The sequence below is a fragment of the Aeromonas bestiarum genome (assembly GCF_000819745.1).
In the GTDB taxonomy this organism is placed as follows: Bacteria; Pseudomonadota; Gammaproteobacteria; order Enterobacterales; family Aeromonadaceae; genus Aeromonas; species Aeromonas bestiarum.
Genome location: NZ_CDDA01000005.1, coordinates 54,577 through 76,800 on the forward strand (window position 1 = coordinate 54,577; position 22,224 = coordinate 76,800).

Below are 22,224 nucleotides of genomic sequence, written 5' to 3' on the forward strand. Positions count from 1 at the left end.
CCCCCCGGCACCACTACTGCGACCTTAGTCGCCCAGCGTAGCAACCATCACTGCCTTGATGGTGTGCATCCGGTTTTCGGCCTCGTCAAACACGATGCTGTGCTCGGATTCGAACACGTCCTCGGTCACTTCCAGACCTTTCATCCCATATTTGTCAGCCACTTCCTTGCCCATAGTGGTCTCATCGTTGTGGAACGCCGGCAGGCAGTGCATGAACTTCACATCCGGGTTCTTGGTGGCGTTGATGACATCCATGTTGATCTGGTACGGGGTCATCAGTTTCACCCGTTGATCCCAGGCTTCTTTCGCTTCGCCCATGGAAACCCAGACGTCTGTGTAGAGGAAGTCGGTACCCAGCACGCCCTCTTTCACATCCTCGGTCAGGGTGATGCGAGCACCTGTCTCTTCGGCGATCAGGCGGCACTTGGCAACCAGCGCTTCTTCCGGCCAGAAGGCTTTCGGTGCGACCAGGCGGATATCCATGCCCATCTTGGCGGCGCCGACCATCAGGGAGTTGCCCATGTTGTTGCGGGCATCACCCAGGTAGGCGAACTTGATTTGATCCAGGCGTTTGCCCTTGCCGTGCTCCAGCATGGTCATGAAGTCGGCCAGGATCTGGGTCGGGTGGAATTCGTTGGTCAGGCCGTTCCAGACAGGGACACCGGCATAGGCACCCAGCTCTTCCACGATTTCCTGGCCATAGCCACGGTATTCGATGCCGTCATACATGCGGCCCAGTACACGTGCGGTGTCCTTCATGGACTCCTTGTGACCGATCTGGGAACCGCTTGGGCCGAGGTAGGAGACTTGAGCACCCTGGTCGAAGGCCGCCACTTCAAACGCACAACGGGTACGGGTGGAGGTCTTCTCGAAGATCAGGGCGATGTTTTTGCCGACCAGGTGCTTGCGCTCATAGCCACCGTACTTGGCTTTCTTCAGGTCGATGGCCAGGTCGATCATGTATTGGATTTCGCGCGGGGTGAAGTCCAGCAGTTTCAGGAAGTTACGGTTACGCAGATTAAAAGCCATGATGAGTTCTCTCTATATTTGTTCAGACCAATTTGGGCAGTGTTATTGACTACGCATACACAGTACAAACTTGTTCAGGCCCCATTCGGGCAGTGTTGTTGACTAGGCATTCACGGTGCGGGTGGCAACGATATTGGTGCCGGCTTCGCCCTTGAGGATGGCCAGGCCATCTTCCAGAGAACCGATCCCGACCATGCCGCCGGTCGCCTTGACAAATTCGCAGGACGCTTCGACCTTGGGTCCCATGGAGCCTGCATCGAACTTGACGCCAGCCAGTTCGGCCGGGCTGGTGACGCGCAGCGGGTGCTGGGTCGGTTTGCCCCAATCCAGGTAGACGGCATCGGCGTCGGTCAGGATCAGCAGGGCATCGGCCTTGATCTGCTTGGCCAGGTAGGCGGCAGACATGTCCTTGTCGATGACGGCTTCGATACCGGTCAGGCACTGGCCATCCCAGGTCACGGGAATGCCACCACCACCGGTACAGATGATGAGGTGTCCCTGGGCTATCAGGGTTTCGATGGCATCGCCTTCGACGATGCGCTGGGGCAGCGGAGACGGCACCACGCGGCGGAAGAACTTGCCGTCGGCCTTGACCACCCAGTGCTTCTCTTCGGCCAGGATGCGGGCTTCGGCTTCGTCATAGACGGGTCCGATAAATTTGGTCGGATTGGCAAATGCCGGATCCTTGGGATCGACCTGCACCTGGGTCAGCAGCGCGGTGACGTTACGGCTCGGCATCAGGTTTTTGAGCTCCTGGATCAGCATGTAGCCGATCATGCCTTGGGACTCGGCACCCAGCACATCCAGAGGATAGGGCGCGACCTTGGTATAGGCGCTGTTTTGCAGGGCCAGCAGGCCGACTTGCGGGCCGTTGCCATGCACCAGCACCACGTTGTATTCCTGAGCGATCAGGGCGATGGTCTTGGCGGCGGTGGCGATATTCTTGCGCTGGATATCCGCTTCAAGGGGCTCACCACGACGGAGCAGGGCATTGCCACCCAGGGCGACGACGACAGTTGGTTTTTTCATGAGTGTTGATCTCGAGTCTTGGTATCTGTGGCGCCAGCCTCTGCCGGCGCCACGCCGTCTTGTTAGATGCCGTCACGTTCCATCGGGCAGCTCATGCAGCGGGCGCCGCCGCGGCCACGACCCAGTTCTTCACCCGGGATGGAGAGAACTGTGATGCCGGCCTTGTCATATTTCTCGTTGGTGTAGGTGTTGCGCTCATAACCCACGACCACGCCAGGACGCACCGTCAGCACGTTGTTGGCATCGTTCCACTGTTCACGTTCGGCTTCGAAGGTGTCACCACCTGTGGTGATGAGCTTGAGCTGATCCACGCCCAGCGCCTTCTCGATGGCGGTCACGAAGTAACCCTCTTCCTTGATGTTCATGCCGGTGGCACCACCCGGAGTCAGACTCCAGCAGTTCACATCCTTGCGGATGACTTCCGGATAGACGGAGAAGGTGTCTATGTCCATGTGGGTCATGACGGTATCCAGGTGCATGCAGCTGCGGTGTTTCGGCAGTTGCATGGCGATGACCTGTTTGGCCTGACCGTGTTTGAACAGGCTGCGTGCCAGGTGCTCGACCCCTTGCGGCGTGGTGCGCTCGGACATGCCGATGAGCACGGCGCCACGGCCGATGACCAGGACGTCACCCCCTTCGATGGTGGAGTTGTCGTAGTCACGATCCTCGTCACCGAAGTACTTGATGAAGTCCTGACCGGCAAACTGCGGGTGCCAGCGGTAGATGGCCTTCACATGGTTGGTCTCGCGGCGACGGGCGGCCTTGGCCATGGGGTTGATGGAGACGCCACCATAGACCCAGCAGGAGGTGTCACGGGTAAAGAGGTGGTTGGGCAGCGGCTCTATGATGAAGTCGGTCGGGGCGTGCATGCCCACTACCATGTTGACGCCGCTGTAAGGCATCTCTGAGTAGGTCAGGCCACCGGAAAGAATGCGGGCCAGTTCGCGGTGCGGCATGTCAGCCAGGAAGCAGCGCACGTCGTTGGCAAGGGAAGAACCGAGGCGATAATCGGACACCTGATGTTGCAGCAGCCAGGTTTTGGCTTCCGGCACATCCAGAGTCTCGGCCAGCAGGTTGGTCAGCAGGAAAACTTCGACATTCTGATCGCGCAGTACCTGAGCGAATTTGTCGTGCTCCTGACCGGCGCGTTCAACCGACAGGACATCATCAAACAACAGGTCCTGGCAGTTGGAAGGGGTCAGACGCTTCAGACTGAGGTTGGGGCGGTGCAACATGACACGGCGCAATTGGCCAACTTCAGAACCTACATAAAATTTGCTCATGATTATATTCCGTCTAGCAGTGGTCCCTGCGAGTGATTGAATAGATTCCTTCTATTCATGCTCGTGGCTAAGGCGGGATATTCTTTATGTAGGGTACTCAGCTTGTGTTCTATCCTGCCCTTGCCTTTCGAGACCGAGGTTAGACCTGCCAATCACGATAAACTTAGACATTGATCACATTCACTCCGAACTGAATAAAATCACGGTTTATTCTTTGATGAGGGTAACAGAACTGACAATCTCTCATTCAGACATCATGCATTGATACGCATTAATCCACGCTTTTATTTCATATTTCATCCTGTTTCATTCACGGCAGATATCTACTAAGGGATATAACAAAAAACAAAAATCCATTATTTTCAAGGCGATATAAAACACAAGCACGTTACCTGAATTTAATATGCATTAAACTGAATTTTTCACTGGTTTTTAAGGGATGGGTACCGAGATAAATAGTCATAAGCAGGCGGGGCGCTGAATAATCTGCTTCTTGTCCCAGATCATGGCATTGTGCCAAACCCGCCAGCACAGGCTCGCGGCACAAGTTGTCAGCAACATGCCTGTTATATGGATATGCACAAAGCCCGCATCTTGGTCATGTATTTCTCGGCGACCCCGCTACACCCTCTTTTCAAACTTTTTTCATTCGTTGAATTTATTTCATAACCTTGCGTCACGGGCCGGCTCGGCTTAACTCAGAAAGTGATCCAGATCACGCCGTGTTCTGTCACCAAGGAGATAGCCATGAAGATCAAGTCACTGTTCCTGTTCGCCGCCCTGATCCTGCCCATGACCCCATCGCTGGTCAGCGCTGAGGGAGCGCCCGCCATCCCCATGGTGGTCTGCCATGTCGACCAGGCTCCCCAGATGCTGGTCCCCGAGTACGTGTGCCAGTGGTACGGCGGCAGCCAGCACTACTGAAAGTGAGAGCCCAAGAGGAGGTCACCTCCTCTTGGCTTGTCATGCTTCAACCCCCTCCTATACTCAAGGCAGCTATTTTTCATAGGGATAGGAGATAGTCATGATCCTGTTGGTCGGTGGAGAGAAGGGAGGGAGCGGCAAGAGTTGTCTGGCCCAGAATCTGGCGGTCTACCTCAGAACCCGATTTCATGGCGAAGTGCTGCTGGTCGATTGTGACCCGCAACGCACCACCTCGGACTGGATCCAGGAGCGCAACGACAACCCGGATCTGCCCCAGATAAACTGCGTTCAGCTCTACGGCAATATTCGCAACGACCTGCTCAGCCTGAAAAACCGCTATGACTATGTCATCGTCGACTGTGGCGGCCAGGACAACCGGGCGCTGCGCTCCACCATGGCGGTGGCCACCCATGGCCTGATCCCGCTGCGGCCCAAACGCCGCGATCTCAAGACCCTGCCACACATGGAAGATCTCATCACCACCTGCAAGATGGTCAATCCCACCCTCAAGGCCGCCGTGGTGCTGACCCAGTGCCCGGCCCTGCCCAACCAGGTAAAACGGATCCTGGAGGCCAAGGAGGTATGCGCCTCGTTCGGGGTCGATGTGCTGAACGCCATCACCTATGGTCGCAATGTCTATGACGACAGCGAGGAGAAGGGCCTTTCCGTCATGGAGATCGAACCCGATGGCAAGTCGGCCGAGGAGATCCGGGCCATCGCCAAGGAGTTTTTGGAGCTGGAGGTGTGAGATGGGCCTTGCCGACCTGAAGAAGAAACACAATCTGCATCATCAGAAGAAGTTCACCATAGACGAGTTCATCGAGGATGCGGACTTCTATGCCAAGGGCAAACCCAAGGTGGTCAGCCTTGAGCTGAACCTTCATAGAGAGGAAGCCCTGACGGCACTCGCCTTTATCGAAAGCGGCGACTACCTGAAGCCCAGCTATAAAAAAGCCACCTTCTCCCTGAGCACAGCCGCCATCGACGAGCTTGGCAGCCTGACCCAGCAGGACGGCATGAACAAATCCCTGTTGCTGCGCCTGTTCACTCACTATTTCTCTTCACTGAGTCCGGAAGAGCGTCAAACCATCTATGAACGGCTGCAGGAGCACAGCTGACCCACAATATTGGTAGTCATTCTCACCTTATTCGGCAACCACACATCTGCCTCTTCCCCCTTTCTGAACCCGAGTTAAACGACGTGTGAGACATTCGCCATCCTCCCTGTGAGCCAGACGCCGAAAAAGATCCCGCGATAGTCGGAAGATAGGATCCAAAAACCTGAACATTTAACACTCAACCATATGATTTTAAATGATAAAAATCACAACAAGTTTCTTGCGTAACGAGATGCGTAAAAACGTTTTTCATGCTGCCGTTGCCGTCCCCTGCGAAATCCTTATAGTTACTCATGCACGGACGCAATGAAGTCGGTCAGGAAGACTGGCTGCCAGGGTTGGGCAAATGGACTCACCACAGGATGTGGTAAAGGACACCTCCCAGGACGGAGAAAGTGCGACGGGAACGGATGACTCGTCAGGCCATGATGGCTAAAGGACACCCCAAAGGATTGGGAAGGGGAAACCTAAAGGAAGAGGTATAGTCAGGGATTGCAGGGAGCAACTTCGTTCAAGGACATGAGCGATAAGACTATCGGGGGCGACGCAAGTCGCCCCCATCTTTTTGGCCTTTTTTACCTGGGCCACACCTCCAGATGCCTTTATTCCAGCCGGAAGTGCCCCACTATCTCCCGCAACCTGTCATAGGTGTGCTGCATCGAGGTTGAACTCTCCACCGTCCGCTCACCATTGCCCTTGAGCTGGGTGATCACCTCGGCGATGGCGCTCATGTTGCGATTGATCTCTTCGGCTACCGCACTTTGCTCTTCCGCCGCCGTGGCGATGTGACTGATGAGATCGTTGATCTCCACCACCTCGCCTGCCATCAGGTCCAGCGACTCGTTGACCTTGGTGGTATTCTCGGCGGCACCCTGACAGCTCTGCTTGGTGTTGCTCATGGCCTCCACCACTGTGCGGGTACCCCGCTGCAGGCTGGCCAGCATGGTCTGGATCTCGGCGGTGCTCTTCTGGGTGCGAGCCGCCAGCGAGCGTACTTCGTCCGCCACCACAGCGAAGCCGCGTCCCTGCTCACCGGCGCGAGCCGCCTCTATGGCGGCATTGAGCGCCAGCAGGTTGGTCTGTTCGGCAATGCTGCCGATCACCCCGAGCACCGAGCCAATCTGCTGCACATCCTGCTGCATGGCTTCGATGGAACGGGCTGTTTCCTCCACCTCGTCCACCAGCGCCATCACGCTGGCCATGGCCTGATCGACCACCTGACGGGACTGGCTTGCCAGCTGCTGGCTCTGGCCGGTCAGCTGGGCCGTGCTGGCGGCACTCTCCGAGACGGAAACCGCGGTGCGGCTCATCTCGTTGATGGCGGTCACTACCTGCTCGGTCTCACGCACATGGTCCGCCAACAGGGATTGCGCAGCCCCGGTCTGGCTGGCCAACCCCTCGATACCGTTGTTGAGCTGGCCGCTCGCCTGCCGCACCTCCCCCATCATCTCCTGCAGACGCTCGATGAAGCGGTTGATGCCGGCCGAGATCTGGCCCAGGTCATCCGTGCTGGTCACAGTCAGGCGGCGGGTCAGGTCGCCGCTGCCACGAGACAGCTCCAGCACCAGGTCCCGCAGCGAGAGGATGGGACGATAGGCGACATTGAGCGCCAGCATGGCCAGCAGCAATACCAGCACGGCGACCGCCAGCAGGGCCATGACGATCTGGCCATTGAGCGCCTGGGTCATGGTGCGGATGTAGTCGAGGTCTATGTAGCCGGTCAGTACCCAGTTGCTGCCGCGAATATCCAGCGGGTTGGGGCGTGATTCGCTCTCACCCTGCGGCTTGCTGCTGTAGAGCACATTGCCCTGACCGTCGGCAAGGGAGAAATAACGCCCCTCCCCGCTCACCTTCTCCAGCAGGTTCTTGAACTCGCTCATGTCGAGGTAATAAAGGTAGGCAGAGTCGGCACCACGCGGTACCAAGATGGAGATGACTGGTTTGCCATCCAGCTGCTGCAGCGGGCTGACGGTGATCCGGTTGTTGGCTTCCGGGATCAGCTTGCGCAGAGCGTCGACCCTGGCCGTGTCGTTGATGACACCGCTCACGTCGAACGCCATGTCGCCGATCACCTTGACGATATTGTGAAAGCCGGTCTCCTCCAGGGTCTTCTTGACGTTGGTCACCCCGAAGTTGAGGTTGGCGGCCAGCAGGATTTTTTGATTGATGTCCCCCGCCAGCTTCTCTTTGACTAGGGCTATCTGTTCGTTGATGTTCTGGGTGGCCTGAGTGCGAATGTAGCCACTGATGAAGTGATTCACGCTGAGCCAGGCGGTGCCGATGGTGACCAGAATGGCCAGCAGCAGCAAGACGTAAATCTTGACCTTGAATGGCATGGGATCCCTCCAGAAGAGAGGGCAGGCATGGCCAGCCCTCTCTGCCAATCGTTATTTCTTCTTGGCGTACTTCATGGAGTCCAGGGCCACCGCCAGTATGATGATGCCGCCCTTGATGATGAACTGCCAGTAAGGGCTGACTCCAATATAGGTCAGACCATAGTTGATCAGGGTGAAAATGAGCACGCCCGTGATCACCCCGGCAACCGTACCCACGCCCCCGGCGAACGAGACACCGCCCACCACGCAGGCCGCGATGGCATCCAGCTCATACATGAAGCCCAGGTTGTTGGTGGCACTGCCGATGCGACCCGCTTCCAGCATGCCACCGAAGGCGTAGAAGACACCCGCCAGGGCATAGATCATCACCAGGTTGACCGCCACGTTGACGCCGGAGACCTTGGCCGCCTCGGGGTTGCCGCCGATGGCGAAGATGTTTTTGCCAAAGCGGGTCTTGTTCCACAGCACCCAGACAAAGACGCTGGCGATGGCGGCATAGAAGGTGAGATAGGATAGCTTGAACCCTCCCAGCTTGATGAAGCCCTGCGCGAAGCTCGAGAAGCGAGGATCGAAGCCGGCCACCGGTGAGGCGCCCACGGAATCAAAATAGAGGGAGTTGATGCCGTAGACGATGATCATGGTACCCAGGGTGGTAATAAACGGGGTCACATTCAGGTAAGCCACAATCAGACCGTTGACCAGGCCTATCAGGGCTCCCACCGCACACACCAGCAGGATCACCACAGGAATGGGCACCTCCCCCAGGCTGGGGAACACCTTGTTGACGTTGGTCAGCGCCTGCAACATGGTGGCCGCAATCAGCGCCGCCAGGCCAACCTGGCGACCGGCCGACAGATCCGTGCCCTGTGTGATGATGATGCCCGCCACCCCCAGCGCTATGATGACCCGCACCGAGGACTGGGTCAGTATGTTGCTGAAGTTGGTGAGGCTCAGGAAGGATGGCTCCTTGATCACTATGATCATGAGCAGCACCAGCAACACCACATAGATGCCGTTCTCTTTGAGCGCCTGCATCAGATTGAAATTTTTAGCCGACTCCATAAATGTCTTCCTGTCTCTAAAGGTACAGAGATGCCAGGCGCAGTATCTCGCTCTGGTCAGTTTCTTTGGTATTGACGATCCCGGCGACCCGGCCATTGCTCATCACCATGATGCGATCCGTGATCCCCAGCAATTCCGGCATCTCTGAGGAGATGATGATGATGCCCTTGTCCTTCTTGGCCAGCTCCAGGATGAGCTGGTAGATCTCGAACTTGGCACCCACGTCAATCCCGCGAGTCGGTTCATCCAGCATCAGGATCTCCGGCTGGGTCAGCAGCCAGCGGCCGATAATGACCTTCTGCTGGTTGCCACCGGACAGGGAGCCGATCTGGGTCTGCTGGGTCGGGGTCTTGACGCGCATGGAGTCAATGACCCACTGGGTATCACTCTTCATCTTGTTGTTGCTGAGCAGCCCCATGGAACTCTTGTAGCTGTCCATGTTGGCGATCAGGGAGTTGAAGGCGATATCGAGGCGGGAGTAGATGCCGGTGGAACGGCGCTCTTCCGTCACCAGCGCGAATCCGTTCTGAATGGCCTCGTGTGCCGTGTGATTCGCCACTACCTTGCCGTGCAGCTTGATGACACCCTCGTTGCGATCGCGAATGCCGAACAGGGTCTCGACGATATCGGTACGCTTGGCCCCCACCAGCCCGGCGATGCCAAGGATCTCCCCCTTGTGCAGATCGAAGGTGATGTCCTGGATGGAGGGCTGGTTCTTGGCCGTCAGATGCTCCACCTCGAGGATCACCTCTTTCGGCTGGTTGGTTTTTTCCGGGAAGCGCTGGGTCAGTTCACGGCCAACCATCATGCCGATGATCTGATCCATGGTCATGCCCTCGAGCGGCTGGGTCGCCACCCACTGGCCATCCCGCAATATGGTGATCTCGTCACACAGCTGGAAGATCTCTTCCATCTTGTGGGAGATATAGACGATGCCGCAGCCCTTCTCTTTGAGCTTGTTGATGATCTTGAAGAGATGATTGACCTCTTTCTCGGTCAGGGAGGAGGTCGGCTCATCCATGATGACGATCTTGGCATCGTAGGAGAACGCCTTGGCGATCTCGATCATCTGCATCTGGGACACCGAAAGCGTGCCCACCTTGACCCTGGGATCTATGTCGATATCCAGCTCGTCGAAGATGTGCTTGGTGTCGTCATACATCTTGCCGTGGTCGATGAACCAGCCCTTGGTGGGATAGCGACCGAGCCACATGTTGTCCATTACAGTGCGTTGCAACACCAGGTTCAGCTCCTGGTGCACCATGGAGACGCCATTCTCCAGCGCCTCTTTGGAGGAGGTGAAATTGATCTCCTGTCCCTTGAAGAAGATCTTGCCCTCATCCTTCTCATAGATGCCGAACAGGCATTTGAGCAGCGTGGATTTTCCTGCCCCGTTCTCGCCCATCAACGCATGCACAGAATGAGGACGGACCCGTAAATTGACTTTATCGAGTGCCTTGACGCCAGGAAAACTCTTACTGACGTCAATCATCTCCAACAGCCATTCTGATTGTTGCTGTGTTGTCATATCAGCCATCACATCTGGTTGAAAAAAGGGCAAGGGGATCTCCCTTGCCCTGGAGGGGGGAATTACTCGAATTGGGACAGGTTGTCTTTATCCACACCGACGTAGGCAACACGGACGACCTTGTCGACTATGTTCCACTTGGTGCCTTCACCGGCCGGTTTGCCTTCAGCCAGGTTCTTGGTCAGCTCGAAGGTGGCCTTGGCCTGGTTGGCCGCATCGTTCAGCACTGTACCCGCCATGGCACCGCTCTTGACCATGGCCAGGGCTTCCGGCAAGGCATCGACGCCAAACACCGGGATGGCGGTCTTGCCTTGCGCTTTCAGGGATTCAACGGCACCCATCGCCATGCCGTCATTGTTGGCGATGACCACTTCGATCTTGCTGGCGTTGGGGCCGGAGATCCAGGCATCCATCTTGTCCTTGGCCATGGCGGTATCCCACATACCTGTATCCATGTGCAGCTGTTCGGTTTTGACGCCGCCGTCGTTCAGGGTCTTGATGACATAGGTGGTACGGGCTTCCGCATCCGGGTGGCCCGGCTCGCCCTTCAGCAGTACGAACTGGATGACGCCATCCTTGTTCAGATCCCACTCCGGATGGGCTTTCCAGTGTTTGGCGATCAGCTGACCCTGGATGATGCCTGACTCCTTGGAGTCGGTACCCACGTAGTAAGCCTTCTCATAACTGGCCAGATCGGCAGCGCTCGGCTCCTTGTTGTAGAACACCACGGGCACATCTTCGCCACGGGCCTTCTCGATCACGACAGGGGCCGCCGCCGGGTCAACCAGGTTGATCGCCAGGGCCTTCACCCCTTTGGCCAGCAGCACGTCGATCTGATCGTTCTGCTTGGACTGGTCATTCTGGGAGTCATTCATCAGCAGCTCCACACCCGGGTTTGCCGCTGCTTCCTTCTCGATTGCCTTGCGCACCACAGCCATGAAGTTGTCATCGTACTTATAGACTGTCACCCCGATACGGGTTTCGGCATGGGCAGTGGCTCCTGCCATCAGGCTCATCAGCACGGCGGCAATTGTCGTGATTTTTTTCATTGTTATGCTCCGATCTCTCTATCTGTTTTTTGTAGGGAATGCTGTACACCAATTGAACTGGCGCCAGCCTAATGTAATCAGTTTGTTGTGTGATGTTCTGTGATCCTGACAACAAAATGAAAACGTTTACACTCTGTTACATAGCAACAAAACAATTAAATATCATATGGTTATGAGTAATCATTTTCGACTGAGGCCTTATCGCCGCCTCAGTCGACCCAACCATGGCTCAGATTCAGCGTAGAACACAGTTCCAATAGTAGCCGCCCGGCTGCAACCAATATTCCGGTCGCACGCTCTGACTCCAGGAGTCATCGCCCCCAATCCCCATATGGAAGCCATCGAGGCAGAGATGCAGGCCCCCCTCGGCTACCAGATCTGTCTGGTGACGGGCCAGGGCCAGCTGCTGCTGGCTGTAGCGGCTGACGCTGAAGTGGAACTGGCCCTCGACGGCAATCTCGCCAAGCTGCAGTTGACGGGTATCACAGCGCAGCCCGTTGTCGGTCGGGAACACATAAGGGGTATGCAGGTCCGCCAGCGGCAACTGCCAGCGACCGAGATCGGCGCCGAGCAGACGATCCGGATAGTTCTCGTGAGGGCCCAGACCCAGCCAGCTCGCCTCTGCCACCTCGTCGACCAGCCAGAGCAGGGCGCCGATGCGGGGCAACGACGGCATGCCGGCCGCAACCTCGACGGCTATGGTGAGCGCCATGGCACCGTCCGCACCGAAGCTGTGCTGCCAGCGGGTCGACAGCTTGAGCGTCCCCTGGACGAAGTAACCGTGCCTGACCAGCACGCGGCCATGATGGGGATCCACCTCCAGCCCAAGACAGCGATGCTCAAGTTCGTTGAGTCCGGCGCCTTGCCAGCGGGCAATCCAGGCGTTGGGATCTATGTGATCCGCCTCGCTGGCGCCTATGTCGTTGTCGAGCGGCGCGCGATAGAAGTGATCGGCAATGGCATCCTGCAGCCGTTCGCGGCCATGTTTCTGCCAACTGCGGATGCGGCCGCTGGTTTTGTCCAGTTGCCACTCGCAGCCAGCCGCACAGACGAGCCAATGATCCGGCTGCTCCTTTATCGCGGCGGGGTTAAACGCCGCCGGTATCGCCATCGGTGTTGGCAGCATAAATTGCTGGCGCGCCACCTCATGCTCGGGCTCGGCCCAGGCCGTGGCGGCGGGCTGCACTATGGCCAGATCCAGCCAGGCGAGGGAGCCCGCCGCAAAGGCCGGCAGCGCATCCAACAGGGTCTGCACCACGCTGGCCAGGGGTGCCAGGGGTGCCAGGCTGAGTGGGCATTCACCCTGCTGCAGCACAAGGCCGTTCTCGCACAGTTGCCAGCGCAGCAACTCGTTGTCCGTACTGCGGAACAGATGCTCGCTGGTCAGACAAACGACCAGGGGCTGCAGGCTTTGCAGCGTCAGCACGAAAGGTTGCTGGGCCCGTTTCGCCTCGAACAGGGCGGGATGGGGCGTCCGATCCGGGAACAGCAGGCCGTTGCAGCAGAACTGGCGGTCATTGGGCTGGTCGCCGAAGTCACCGCCATAGGCCCAGTAGTGGCGGCCATCGTCGGTCTGCTTGTCGAGCCCCTGATCCACCCAATCCCACACGAAGCCACCCTGCAACCTGGGGTGATCGCGAAACGCCTGCCAGTAGTGGGCAAAGCCCCCCAGGCTGTTGCCCATGGCGTGGGCGTATTCGCAGAGGATGAGTGGCCGGGTCTCGCCCGGCAGGCCGATCCACTTGGCCAGCGCCCACTTAGGCACCGCCGGGAAGGGCTGGTCCTGATGGGTGCGGGCATACATGGGGCAGATGATGTCGGTGGCGGCCGTGTCGGCCCCGCCCCCTTCGTACTGCACCGGACGGCTCGGATCCGCCTGCCTGGCCCAGCCATACATGGCATCGTGGGCCGGGCCGTAGCCCGACTCGTTGCCAAGGGACCAGATGATGATGCTGGGGTGGTTGAAGTCGCGCGCCACCATGCGGGTGACCCGCTCCAGGAAGGCGTTGCTCCAGGCAGGATCCCGCGCCAGCCGCCCCATGGGGGTCATGCCGTGGGTCTCCAGATTCGCCTCGTCCACCACATACAGGCCGAGCCGATCGCACAGGCGATAAAGCTCGGGGTGATTGGGGTAGTGGGAGCAGCGCACCGCGTTGAAATTGTGCCGCTTCATCAGCAGCAGGTCCTGCTCGATGGCGGCAGGAGTTACCACATGGCCCCTGGCTGCATCGTGTTCGTGCCGGTTGGCGCCGCGGATCAGCAGGGGCTGGCCGTTGACCCGCAGCAGACCGCCCTTGATCTCCACCGCCCGAAAGCCCACGTCATAGGCTTCGCTCTCGATGGGCTCGCCCTGCTCGCCGAGCAAAGTCAGGGTCAGTCGGTAGAGGTGAGGCGTCTCGGCACTCCACTTGCGCGGGGCCGCCACCTCGAGCCAACACTCGGCGCGATCGTCATAGGCCCCCTTCTCGTCGATGGCTGCCGTGCCGAGCCGCTGACGCAGGTTGGCCACCCGCTCTGTGCCGTCGTAGAGGCTGACCTCCACCGACAGGCCCGCTGCGTTGGCGGCCTGCAGCTCGATCTTGAGACGAGCATCCCGATAGCAGGCATCCAGCTCGGGCGTAACCCGGATATCCATCAGGTGGCGATCCGGTTTGTGCAGCAGAGTGACGGAGCGGAAGATGCCGCTCAGGCGCCACATGTCCTGATCCTCCAGATAGGAGCCATCTGACCAGCGCAGCACCAGCACAGCCAGCCGGTTGCCGCCGGCCTGCAGGAAGGGGCTCAGATCGAATTCGGCGGGCAGCCGGCTGTCCTGGGAGTAACCCACCCAGCGGCCGTTGCAGAACAGGTAGAAGGCACTGTCGACCCCGTCGAAGATGATGCGGGTCTGGCCGCCGGCCAGCCAGTCGGCAGGCAACTCGAACTCGCGAGAGTAGCAGCCGGTCGGATTGGCGACTGGCACCCTGGGCGGATCGCAGGGGAAGGGATACTTGATGTTGGTGTAGATGGGGCCGTCCGTGAGCGGACGTGACGCCGGGTAGGCGGCATCCAGCTGCCAGTTGCCCGGCACCCTGATGGCACACGCCTGCGGCAGATCCTGCGTCAGCCAGCCATCGGGCACCCGCTCGGGCGCCTCGAAGAAGGAAAAGCGCCATTCGCCATCCAGCAGCAGGCGGGACGGCGAAGCGAGATCGGCACGGGCGTCGGCCTCACTGCGCCAGCTGAACAAGGGGGTATGGGCAGCCAGACGATTCACCGATGTAATCGCCTGGGTCTGCCAATCCTGACGGGCCACTATCTCCCTGAGCATTCTTCTCTCTCCCTGCATGAACGCCGAAAACGTATGCAGTGTAGGGGAGTTTTGCCCGGTGATCGGCGATCTCGCTCACACAGATGTAAACGATTACACTAATTTTGTTAAGTAAAACAGGGTAAAAATGAGCTAAATGAAGGTAAAAGACCGAGCCCCCGGATCACAGGCCTGAAAAACGGCGATCCGGGGGAGGAAAGAGGCGTGAATTGAGGGGTCAGGCCCGTACGGGGGCCACGGAGTGACGATTGATCAGGGTCGGCGTGTAAATGCGGCTCTGCACCGACTCGCACTCACCCGCCGCCAGCTGCAACGCCAGCTTGGCCGCCTGGGCCGCCATCAACTCGATGGGATAGCGCATGGTGGAGAGCTTGGGTCTCAGGTATCTGGCGTAGATGATGTCATCGAAGCCCACCACAGAGACCTCCTCCGGCACCTTGAGGCCGTTGTCGGCCAGCACAGAGATGGCGCCGGCCGCCATGGCATCGTTGTAGGCCACCACGGCCGTGATGGGCTGTCCCTTGGCCAGCAGGTTGAGCATGGCGCGCTCCCCCCCCTCCTCGTTGGGCATGCCGCTCTCCACCAGCTCGGGATCGGCGAACAGCCCAGCCTCGGCCAGCGCATCCTGATAACCCTGCAGCCGCAAGGTGGCATCCTCGATGACGTGATCCGAACTGAGGAAGGCGATGTGGCGGTGGCCCAGCTCCAGCAGATGACGGGTCGCCGTGGCGGCCCCCTGCCGGTTGTTGAGGGCGATGCAGCGCCCCTTCAGGGCCGGGATGTCGCGGTTGATCAACACCATGCCGGGCACCCGCTGGGCGTAGTCGATCAGCTCCTCGTCGCTCAGCGCCTTGCTGTGCACCACCAGCGCCTCGCAGCGCTTGCCGATCAGCAACTCGATGGATTCCCGCTCTTGCTGCGCCCGGTGAAAACCATTACCCATCAACAGGTGCAACCCCTGCTCCACCGCAATCGCCGCGACCCCCTTGATCAGGGCGCCGAAGAAGGGATCCGCCACGTCACCCACCAGCACCCCCATGGTGTCACAGGTCCTGCTGACCAGCGCACGGGCATTGGCATTGGGGGTGTAGCCCAACTCGGCCATGGCCTTTTGCACCACCTCGCGGGAAGCAGCGCTGGCCTTGGGTGAGTTGTTCATCACCCGTGAAACCGTTGCCACAGATACCTTGGCCAAACGGGCGACATCCTTGATGGTGCTCATGCTGTTTTCACTTATTTCACGGTTCAAGACGGCGCCATTATACCGAGCAATGTCACTGATAACAGGGGAAAAAGCCACATAGCTGCATTTATGACCACACCAACAAGTGTAATCGTTTCCACATATTTGTTAACCAGTTCACAGTTTACCCGTCGGAGCCTCGGCTAGACTCCTTCACAGGCTTTTTTAGCGTGGAGAAGAGGATGAAAGTACTGGTCACCGGCGGCTGCGGCTACATCGGCAGCCACACCTGTCTGGCCTTGCAGGCCGCGGGAATGGAACCCGTGGTGGTGGATAACCTCTGCAACAGCAAGGCGGGCGTACTGGCTCGCATCGCCGCCATCAGCGGGCGTGAACCCCTCTTCTATCAGGGGGACATTCGTGATCCGGCCCTGCTGGATCGCATCTTCGGCGAGCAACAGATAGCCGCCGTGATCCACTTCGCCGCCCTCAAGGCGGTCGGTGAATCGACCCGTCTTCCCCTCGAATACTACGAGAACAATCTGGGCGGCACCCTCACCCTGCTGCAGGCGATGAAACGCGCCGGGGTCAGCAGCCTGGTGTTCAGCTCGTCGGCCACCGTCTATGGGGATCCGGCCAGCACGCCCATCCGGGAGGATTTCCCCCGCAGCGCCACCAATCCCTACGGGCGATCCAAGCTGATCATCGAGGAGATCCTCGAGGATCTGCAGCGGGCCGAGCCCCACTGGAGCATGACGCTGCTGCGCTACTTCAATCCGGTCGGCGCCCACGACTCAGGCACCCTGGGGGAAGATCCCCAGGGCATACCCAACAACCTCATGCCGTTTTTGACCCAGGTCGCCATCGGCCGCCGCGACACTCTCTCCGTCTTTGGAAACGATTACCCCACCGTCGATGGCACCGGGGTGCGCGACTACATCCACGTGATGGATCTCGCCGAGGGGCACGTCAAGGCGTTGCAACATTGTGCCAGGCAGGGGGGCGTACACGTCTACAACCTGGGCACGGGCCAGGGCCAGAGCGTGTTGCAGATGGTCGCGGCGTTCGAAGCCGCCTCCGGTCGGCCGCTGCCCTATCGCATCGAACCCAGGCGCCCAGGCGACATCGCCGAGTGCTGGGCCGATCCCGCCAAGGCCGAGCGTGAGCTGGGCTGGCGTGCCAGCCGCGACCTCGCAACCATGTGCACCGACAGCTGGCGCTGGCAGTCCGCCAATCCGCAGGGGTACGAGGCGTGAACAGGCCCAGTGCGACTCGCCCTCCCTCGTCCGCCCAGCAGGCGGCCAATCCATCCATTTCATCAGGTAATGAGGAGTGATGATGTTCAACCCGGTTGATCACCCCCACCGTCGTTTCAACCCGCTGACCGGTCAATACGTGCTGGTCTCCCCCCACAGGGCCAAGCGCCCCTGGCAGGGCCAGGTCGAGAAGGTCAGTCAGGCGCCAAGCCAGTCCCACGATCCGGATTGCTTCCTCTGCGCTGGCAACCAGCGCGTCACCGGCGACCAGAACCCGGACTATCAGGGCACCTTCGTCTTCACCAACGACTTCGCCGCCCTGATGCAGGACACCCCGGCCACCGACGCGGCACAGGATCCCCTGCTCAAGCTGGAGGCCGCCCGCGGCACCAGCCGGGTCATCTGCTTCTCGCCGGATCACGACAAGACACTGCCCGAGCTGCCCCTGCCCGCCATAGAGGCGGTGATCACCACCTGGATGGAACAGGTGGCCGAGCTGTCAGCCCAGTGGGAATGGGTGCAGGTGTTTGAAAACAAGGGCGCCGTCATGGGCTGCTCCAACCCCCACCCTCACGGCCAGCTGTGGGGCAGCGATTTTCTGCCCAACGAGATCGCCCGTGAAGAGCAGCACCAGCGCGACTGGCTGGCCGAGCACGGGCGCCCGCTGCTGGTCGACTATGTGGAGCGGGAGCTGGCGGATCGCACCCGCATAGTGGTGGAAACAGCACACTGGCTGGCCGTCGTTCCTTTCTGGGCCGCCTGGCCGTTCGAAACCCTGCTGCTGCCCAAGACCCATGTGCCCTCCCTGCTCGGCCTCACCCCCGAGCTGCAGCAGGATCTGGCGGTGGCACTCAAGGAGCTCACCAGCCGTTACGACAACCTGTTCGAGTGCAGCTTCCCCTACTCCATGGGCTGGCACTTCGCGCCGTCTCACTCCGACTGCCCGGAAGCCTGGCAACTGCACGCCCACTTCTATCCGCCCTTGCTGCGCTCCGCTACGGTGCGCAAATTTATGGTGGGCTTCGAGATGCTGGCAGAAACCCAACGCGATCTGACGCCGGAACAAGCGGCTGAACGACTTCGCGCCCTGAGCCCCATTCACTACAACCAGGCCGACGGGGAGAAGCGATGAAACCCAGTCAATGTGTTCCGACCCCGGAACAGGCAGCAGAACGACTTCGCGCCCTGTCCTCCATTCATTACAACCAGGCTGACGGGGAGAAACGATGAAACCCAGTCAATGTGTTCCGACCCCGGAGCAAGCCCTGAGCCCCATTCACTACAACCCGATCAGCCAAGCCAATGAGGAGGCCCTATGACCCCCAGCCAACGCGTCAGCGCCGTTTTTGCAGAGCAGTTTGAGCAGCAACCCGACCTGCTGGTGCGCGCCCCCGGCCGCGTCAACCTCATCGGCGAACACACGGACTACAACGACGGCTTCGTGCTGCCCTGCGCCATCGACTACGAGACCTGCGTCGCCATCGGCCTGCGGGATGACAGCCTGGTGCACGTGATCGCCGCCGACTACGGCAACCAGCGTGACCTGTTCGATCTGAACCAGCCCATCACCCACCATGCCGATCAGCGCTGGAGCGACTACATACGCGGCGTGGTGAAATATCTGCAGGTGCGCGGCCATGCGCTGCGCGGCCTCAACCTGGTGGTCTCGGGCAACGTGCCGCAGGGCACAGGCCTGTCGTCGTCCGCCTCGCTGGAGGTGGCCATAGGCCAGGCCTTCAAGGAGGCGCTGGGGCTCGACATCAGCCAGGCCGAGATCGCCCTCAACGGCCAGCAGGCGGAGAACCAGTTCGTCGGCTGCAACTGCGGCATCATGGATCAGATGATCTCCGCCAGCGGCAAGCAGGATCATGCCCTGCTGCTCGACTGCCGTTCGCTGGAAACCCGCCTCATCCCCATGCCCCCCGATCTGGCGGTGCTGATCGTCAACTCCAATGTGCGGCGCGGCCTGGTGGACAGCGAATACAACACCCGCCGTCAGCAGTGTGAAACCGCTGCCCGCCACTACGGGGTCAAGGCGCTGCGCGACCTCGACATGGCCGCGCTGGAAGCCGGCAAGGCCGGGCTGGATGAGGTCTGCTACCGCCGCGCTCGCCATGTGGTGGGCGACAACAGCCGCACCCTGGCCGCCGCCGACGCGCTGGAGTCCGGCGATCTGGTACGCCTCGGCGAACTGATGGCCGAGTCCCACGCCGCCATGCGCGATGACTTCGAGATTACCGTGCCCCCCATCGACGGTCTGGTGGAGATCATCAAGGCCAGGCTTGGCCGCGAAGGCGGTGTGCGGATGACGGGCGGCGGCTTCGGCGGCTGCGTGGTTGCCCTGCTGCGCCCGGCGCAGGTCGCCGAGGTGATTGCCGCCGTCGACGCCGAGTATCCGGCCCGCTTCGGCCTCAAGGCCGACAGCTACGTCTGCCGCGCCAGCGCGGGGGCGGGAAAACTATGAGCCCATTTATGATGCAGGCCGACGGCTACGTCTGCCGGATCGGCAACACAGCTGCAGGCAAGCTATGAGCAACGCCATGATCCCGTTCGAGCTGGAAAACGAAGAGGGGCTGCGCCTGCGCGGCCTCGATGTTGGCGCCACCCTCACCTCCCTCACCCTGCCGGTCGCGGGCAAGCACCGCGAGGTGCTGCTGGGCTGCGCCGATGAGGCCTATCCTGCGCAGCAGGTGTGGCTGGGTGCGGTGGCGGGGCGTTTTGCCAACCGCATCGGCGGCGCCGAACTGGTGCGCGATGGCCAGCACTGGCCGCTGGATGCCAATCAGGCCCCCCACTGCCTGCACGGCGGACGGGAGGGCTTTCATCGCCAGCGCTGGCAGATCAAGGAGCTGGAGGCGGACAGGGTCAAACTCGTCCTGCTGTCGAAGGCGGGCGATCAGGGCTTTCCCGGCAACTTGCGAGTGACCCTGGAGTACCGGCTGGAGCAGTACGATCTGGTGGTCGATTTCAGGGCCAGCACGGATGCGCCGACCCCGGTCAGCCTCACCAGTCACGCCTACTTCAACCTGGATGGGGGCGGCGATGTGCGCGACCACACCATCAGCCTCAACGCCGACCGCTTTCTGCCGACCGATAAGAGCGGTCTGCCGCTGGCCATTGCGCCGGTGGAAGGCCCCTTCGATCTGCGCGCCCCGCGCCCCATGGGCCAGGATTGGCTGAGCCATCCCCAGCAACGGCAGGCCAGGGGGTACGATCACGCCTTCCTGCTCAATCATCCGCAGCATGATGGCCCGGAGCAGACCTGGGCCGCGCGAGTGATCTCCGGCGATCGGCAGCTGGCGATGGAGGTCTACAGCAACCAGCCTTCGCTGCAGTTCTACACCGGCAACTGGCTGGCCAACACGCCGAGCCGCAGCGGCCAGCCGCATCAGGATTACGACGGCTTCTGTCTGGAGGCACAGCAGTTGCCGGACAGCCCCAACCGGCCCGAGCTCGGCGATCCCTGGCTGCTGCCGGGGCACTACTACCACCACCAGACCCGTTATCGCTTTATCGCCGCCAGCTGACCCCGGCGCCCTCCGGCAGACCTACGCTGACAACCACAGGCGAGGCCGAGATGGCGTCATCATGCAGCTACACTCTGGCCCCGCGCCCTCTTCTCCCACGCAGACATAGCGAATGAAGAGGGCTCGGGGTCACCCATTACATCAGCTCGTAAGCAAGTCCACGCAAGGAGTCGTTATGGATGAACACTACCTGGCCGCGCCCGACCGCTATCAGCGCCAGCCCTATCGACCCGCCGGCCGCCACGGCCTGCGCCTGCCCAGCATAGGTCTCGGGCTCTGGCACAACTTCGGCGAGGGGAGCGATCCCGCCAGGGTAAAGGCCATGGTCCATCAGGCGTTCGATCTCGGCATCACCCACTTCGATCTCGCCAACAACTACGGGCCGCCCCCCGGCTCCGCCGAGACCACCTTCGGCCGCGTGCTCAAGGGCAGTCTGGCCCCCTACAGAGACGAGCTGATCATCGCCAGCAAGGCGGGCTATGTGATGTGGGACGGCCCTTACGGGGATGGCGGCAGCGCCAAGTACCTGTTTGCCAGCCTGCACCAGAGCCTGCGCCGGCTCGGCCTCGACTATGTGGACATCTTCTATCACCACAGGCCGGATCCCCGCACCCCGCTGGAGGAGACCTGTCAGGCGCTGGCGCTCATGGTGCGTCAGGGCAAGGCGCTCTATGTCGGCCTCTCCAACTACCCGGCACAGCTTGCCGCCCAGGCAGCGACCCGGCTGACGGAGCTGGGCACCCCCTGTCTGGTCAATCAGCTCAAATACTCGCTGTTCCAGCGCGACATCGAAGCCGACACCCTGCCGGTCTGTCGCGAGCAGGGAGTGGGAGTGGTGGCCTTCTCGCCGCTGGCGGGCGGCCTGCTCAGCAACCGCTATCTGGCCGGCATACCGGCGGACTCGCGCGCCGCCAGCGGCAGCCCCTTCCTCAAGCCGGAGCAGATCACCGCGGACAAGCTGGCCAGGATCCAGGCCCTGCACGCCCTGGCACAACAGCGGGGGCAGGAGTTGTCACAGCTGGCGTTGCAGTGGGTGTTGCGCGATCACGTGGTGAGTTGCGCCCTGATCGGCGCCAGCAGCCCCCAGCAGATAGTGAGCGCGGTCGAAGCCCTGGCCCTGCCCCCGCTGGACGAGACGTTGCAACGACAGATAGAAGCCACCCTGGCCTGACCCGCTCTCAACCTCCCCCATTGCCAGGGGGAGGCCCCAATATTCACTGGTTGCCCGTCTGATTTTCCTCCATCATTGGTCGCCCCGGCTCAGCCCGGGGCCGACTTCATCCGGACCAATCAACCAAGAGATCTGAACCATGACAGAGTCTTACGCCCTGTTTGTCGCCTTCGTGCTGGGCATAGTAGAGGGCCTGACCGAGTTTCTGCCCGTTTCCTCGACCGGCCACATGATCATCGTCGGCCACCTGCTGGGCTTCGAAGGCCCCAAGGCCGCCACCTTCGAAGTGGTGATCCAGATGGGCTCCATTCTCGCGGTCGTGGCCGTCTTCTGGCGCCGCCTGTTCGGCCTGATTGGCATCCACTTCGGCCAGAAGCCGGCGCAGGATCACGCCACCCTCTCCCTGGTCCACATCATCC

Annotated in this window: 18 protein-coding genes; 9 read left to right on the plus strand and 9 right to left on the minus strand. The window is 60.5% G+C overall.

Annotated elements, in window-relative coordinates; all coding sequences use genetic code 11:
- Positions 1 to 24 precede the first annotated feature (24 nt).
- The 3 genes from argF to arcA all read right to left on the minus strand — a co-directional run bounded on the left by argF (position 25) and on the right by arcA (position 3,341).
- Positions 25 to 1,029 (minus strand): ornithine carbamoyltransferase, encoded by a 1,005-nt coding sequence (gene argF / locus BN1118_RS00990; protein WP_043142722.1) that lies wholly within the window; start codon positions 1,027 to 1,029, stop codon positions 25 to 27.
- Positions 1,030 to 1,131: 102 nt separating this feature from the next.
- Complete coding sequence (arcC, locus tag BN1118_RS00995) at positions 1,132 to 2,058, minus strand: carbamate kinase (RefSeq protein WP_043142723.1); 927 nt, start codon at positions 2,056 to 2,058, stop codon at positions 1,132 to 1,134.
- 62 nt (positions 2,059 to 2,120) lie between these two features.
- Complete coding sequence (gene arcA, locus BN1118_RS01000; RefSeq protein WP_042870246.1) at positions 2,121 to 3,341, minus strand: arginine deiminase; 1,221 nt, start codon at positions 3,339 to 3,341, stop codon at positions 2,121 to 2,123.
- Positions 3,342 to 4,088: 747 nt separating this feature from the next.
- On the opposite strand from arcA, the gene BN1118_RS21495 reads away from it, so the two are divergent.
- The 3 genes from BN1118_RS21495 to BN1118_RS01010 all read left to right on the plus strand — a co-directional run bounded on the left by BN1118_RS21495 (position 4,089) and on the right by BN1118_RS01010 (position 5,383).
- Positions 4,089 to 4,265, plus strand: coding sequence for a hypothetical protein (locus tag BN1118_RS21495; RefSeq protein ID WP_103472280.1), 177 nt, complete (start codon positions 4,089 to 4,091; stop codon positions 4,263 to 4,265).
- A 100-nt stretch (positions 4,266 to 4,365) separates the two neighbouring features.
- Entirely contained in the window at positions 4,366 to 5,013 is a 648-nt protein-coding gene (locus tag BN1118_RS01005; RefSeq protein ID WP_043142728.1) for a nucleotide-binding protein, read from the plus strand.
- A gap of 1 nt (position 5,014) precedes the next feature.
- Positions 5,015 to 5,383 (plus strand): hypothetical protein, encoded by a 369-nt coding sequence (locus BN1118_RS01010; RefSeq protein ID WP_043142730.1) that lies wholly within the window; start codon positions 5,015 to 5,017, stop codon positions 5,381 to 5,383.
- A gap of 602 nt (positions 5,384 to 5,985) precedes the next feature.
- On the opposite strand, the gene BN1118_RS01015 is transcribed toward BN1118_RS01010, so the two are convergent.
- From BN1118_RS01015 to BN1118_RS01040, 6 genes are all read right to left on the minus strand, one after another.
- Complete coding sequence (locus tag BN1118_RS01015; protein ID WP_043554172.1) at positions 5,986 to 7,719, minus strand: methyl-accepting chemotaxis protein; 1,734 nt, start codon at positions 7,717 to 7,719, stop codon at positions 5,986 to 5,988.
- A gap of 51 nt (positions 7,720 to 7,770) precedes the next feature.
- On the minus strand, positions 7,771 to 8,781 hold the full coding sequence (gene mglC, locus BN1118_RS01020) for a galactose/methyl galactoside ABC transporter permease MglC (protein WP_042870254.1): 1,011 nt from the start codon (positions 8,779 to 8,781) through the stop codon (positions 7,771 to 7,773).
- A gap of 16 nt (positions 8,782 to 8,797) precedes the next feature.
- Positions 8,798 to 10,318 (minus strand): galactose/methyl galactoside ABC transporter ATP-binding protein MglA, encoded by a 1,521-nt coding sequence (gene mglA, locus BN1118_RS01025; RefSeq protein ID WP_043142972.1) that lies wholly within the window; start codon positions 10,316 to 10,318, stop codon positions 8,798 to 8,800.
- A gap of 53 nt (positions 10,319 to 10,371) precedes the next feature.
- Complete coding sequence (mglB, locus tag BN1118_RS01030) at positions 10,372 to 11,358, minus strand: galactose/glucose ABC transporter substrate-binding protein MglB (RefSeq protein WP_043142734.1); 987 nt, start codon at positions 11,356 to 11,358, stop codon at positions 10,372 to 10,374.
- A 235-nt stretch (positions 11,359 to 11,593) separates the two neighbouring features.
- Entirely contained in the window at positions 11,594 to 14,668 is a 3,075-nt protein-coding gene (locus BN1118_RS01035) for a beta-galactosidase (RefSeq protein WP_043554173.1), read from the minus strand.
- A 217-nt stretch (positions 14,669 to 14,885) separates the two neighbouring features.
- On the minus strand, positions 14,886 to 15,890 hold the full coding sequence (locus BN1118_RS01040) for a substrate-binding domain-containing protein (protein ID WP_042870263.1): 1,005 nt from the start codon (positions 15,888 to 15,890) through the stop codon (positions 14,886 to 14,888).
- Positions 15,891 to 16,093: 203 nt separating this feature from the next.
- Here BN1118_RS01040 and galE point away from each other — a divergent pair, with 203 nt between their 5' ends.
- From galE to BN1118_RS01070, 6 genes are all read left to right on the plus strand, one after another.
- Entirely contained in the window at positions 16,094 to 17,107 is a 1,014-nt protein-coding gene (gene galE / locus BN1118_RS01045; protein ID WP_043554175.1) for a UDP-glucose 4-epimerase GalE, read from the plus strand.
- A gap of 82 nt (positions 17,108 to 17,189) precedes the next feature.
- Positions 17,190 to 18,239 (plus strand): UDP-glucose--hexose-1-phosphate uridylyltransferase, encoded by a 1,050-nt coding sequence (locus BN1118_RS01050; RefSeq protein ID WP_043554281.1) that lies wholly within the window; start codon positions 17,190 to 17,192, stop codon positions 18,237 to 18,239.
- 183 nt (positions 18,240 to 18,422) lie between these two features.
- A complete protein-coding gene (galK, locus tag BN1118_RS01055; RefSeq protein ID WP_043554176.1) occupies positions 18,423 to 19,571 on the plus strand; it encodes a galactokinase in 1,149 nt (382 codons plus the stop codon).
- Positions 19,572 to 19,635: 64 nt separating this feature from the next.
- Positions 19,636 to 20,634, plus strand: a complete 999-nt coding sequence (galM, locus tag BN1118_RS01060; protein WP_043554177.1) for a galactose-1-epimerase — start codon at positions 19,636 to 19,638, stop codon at positions 20,632 to 20,634.
- Between the two features lie 175 nt (positions 20,635 to 20,809).
- Positions 20,810 to 21,805 carry an aldo/keto reductase gene (locus BN1118_RS01065; protein WP_043554179.1) on the plus strand — a complete coding sequence of 332 codons (996 nt, stop codon included), beginning with the start codon at positions 20,810 to 20,812 and terminating at the stop codon, positions 21,803 to 21,805.
- 139 nt (positions 21,806 to 21,944) lie between these two features.
- A partial coding sequence (locus BN1118_RS01070) for an undecaprenyl-diphosphate phosphatase (RefSeq protein ID WP_043554180.1) occupies positions 21,945 to 22,224 on the plus strand: 280 nt, incomplete at its 3' end.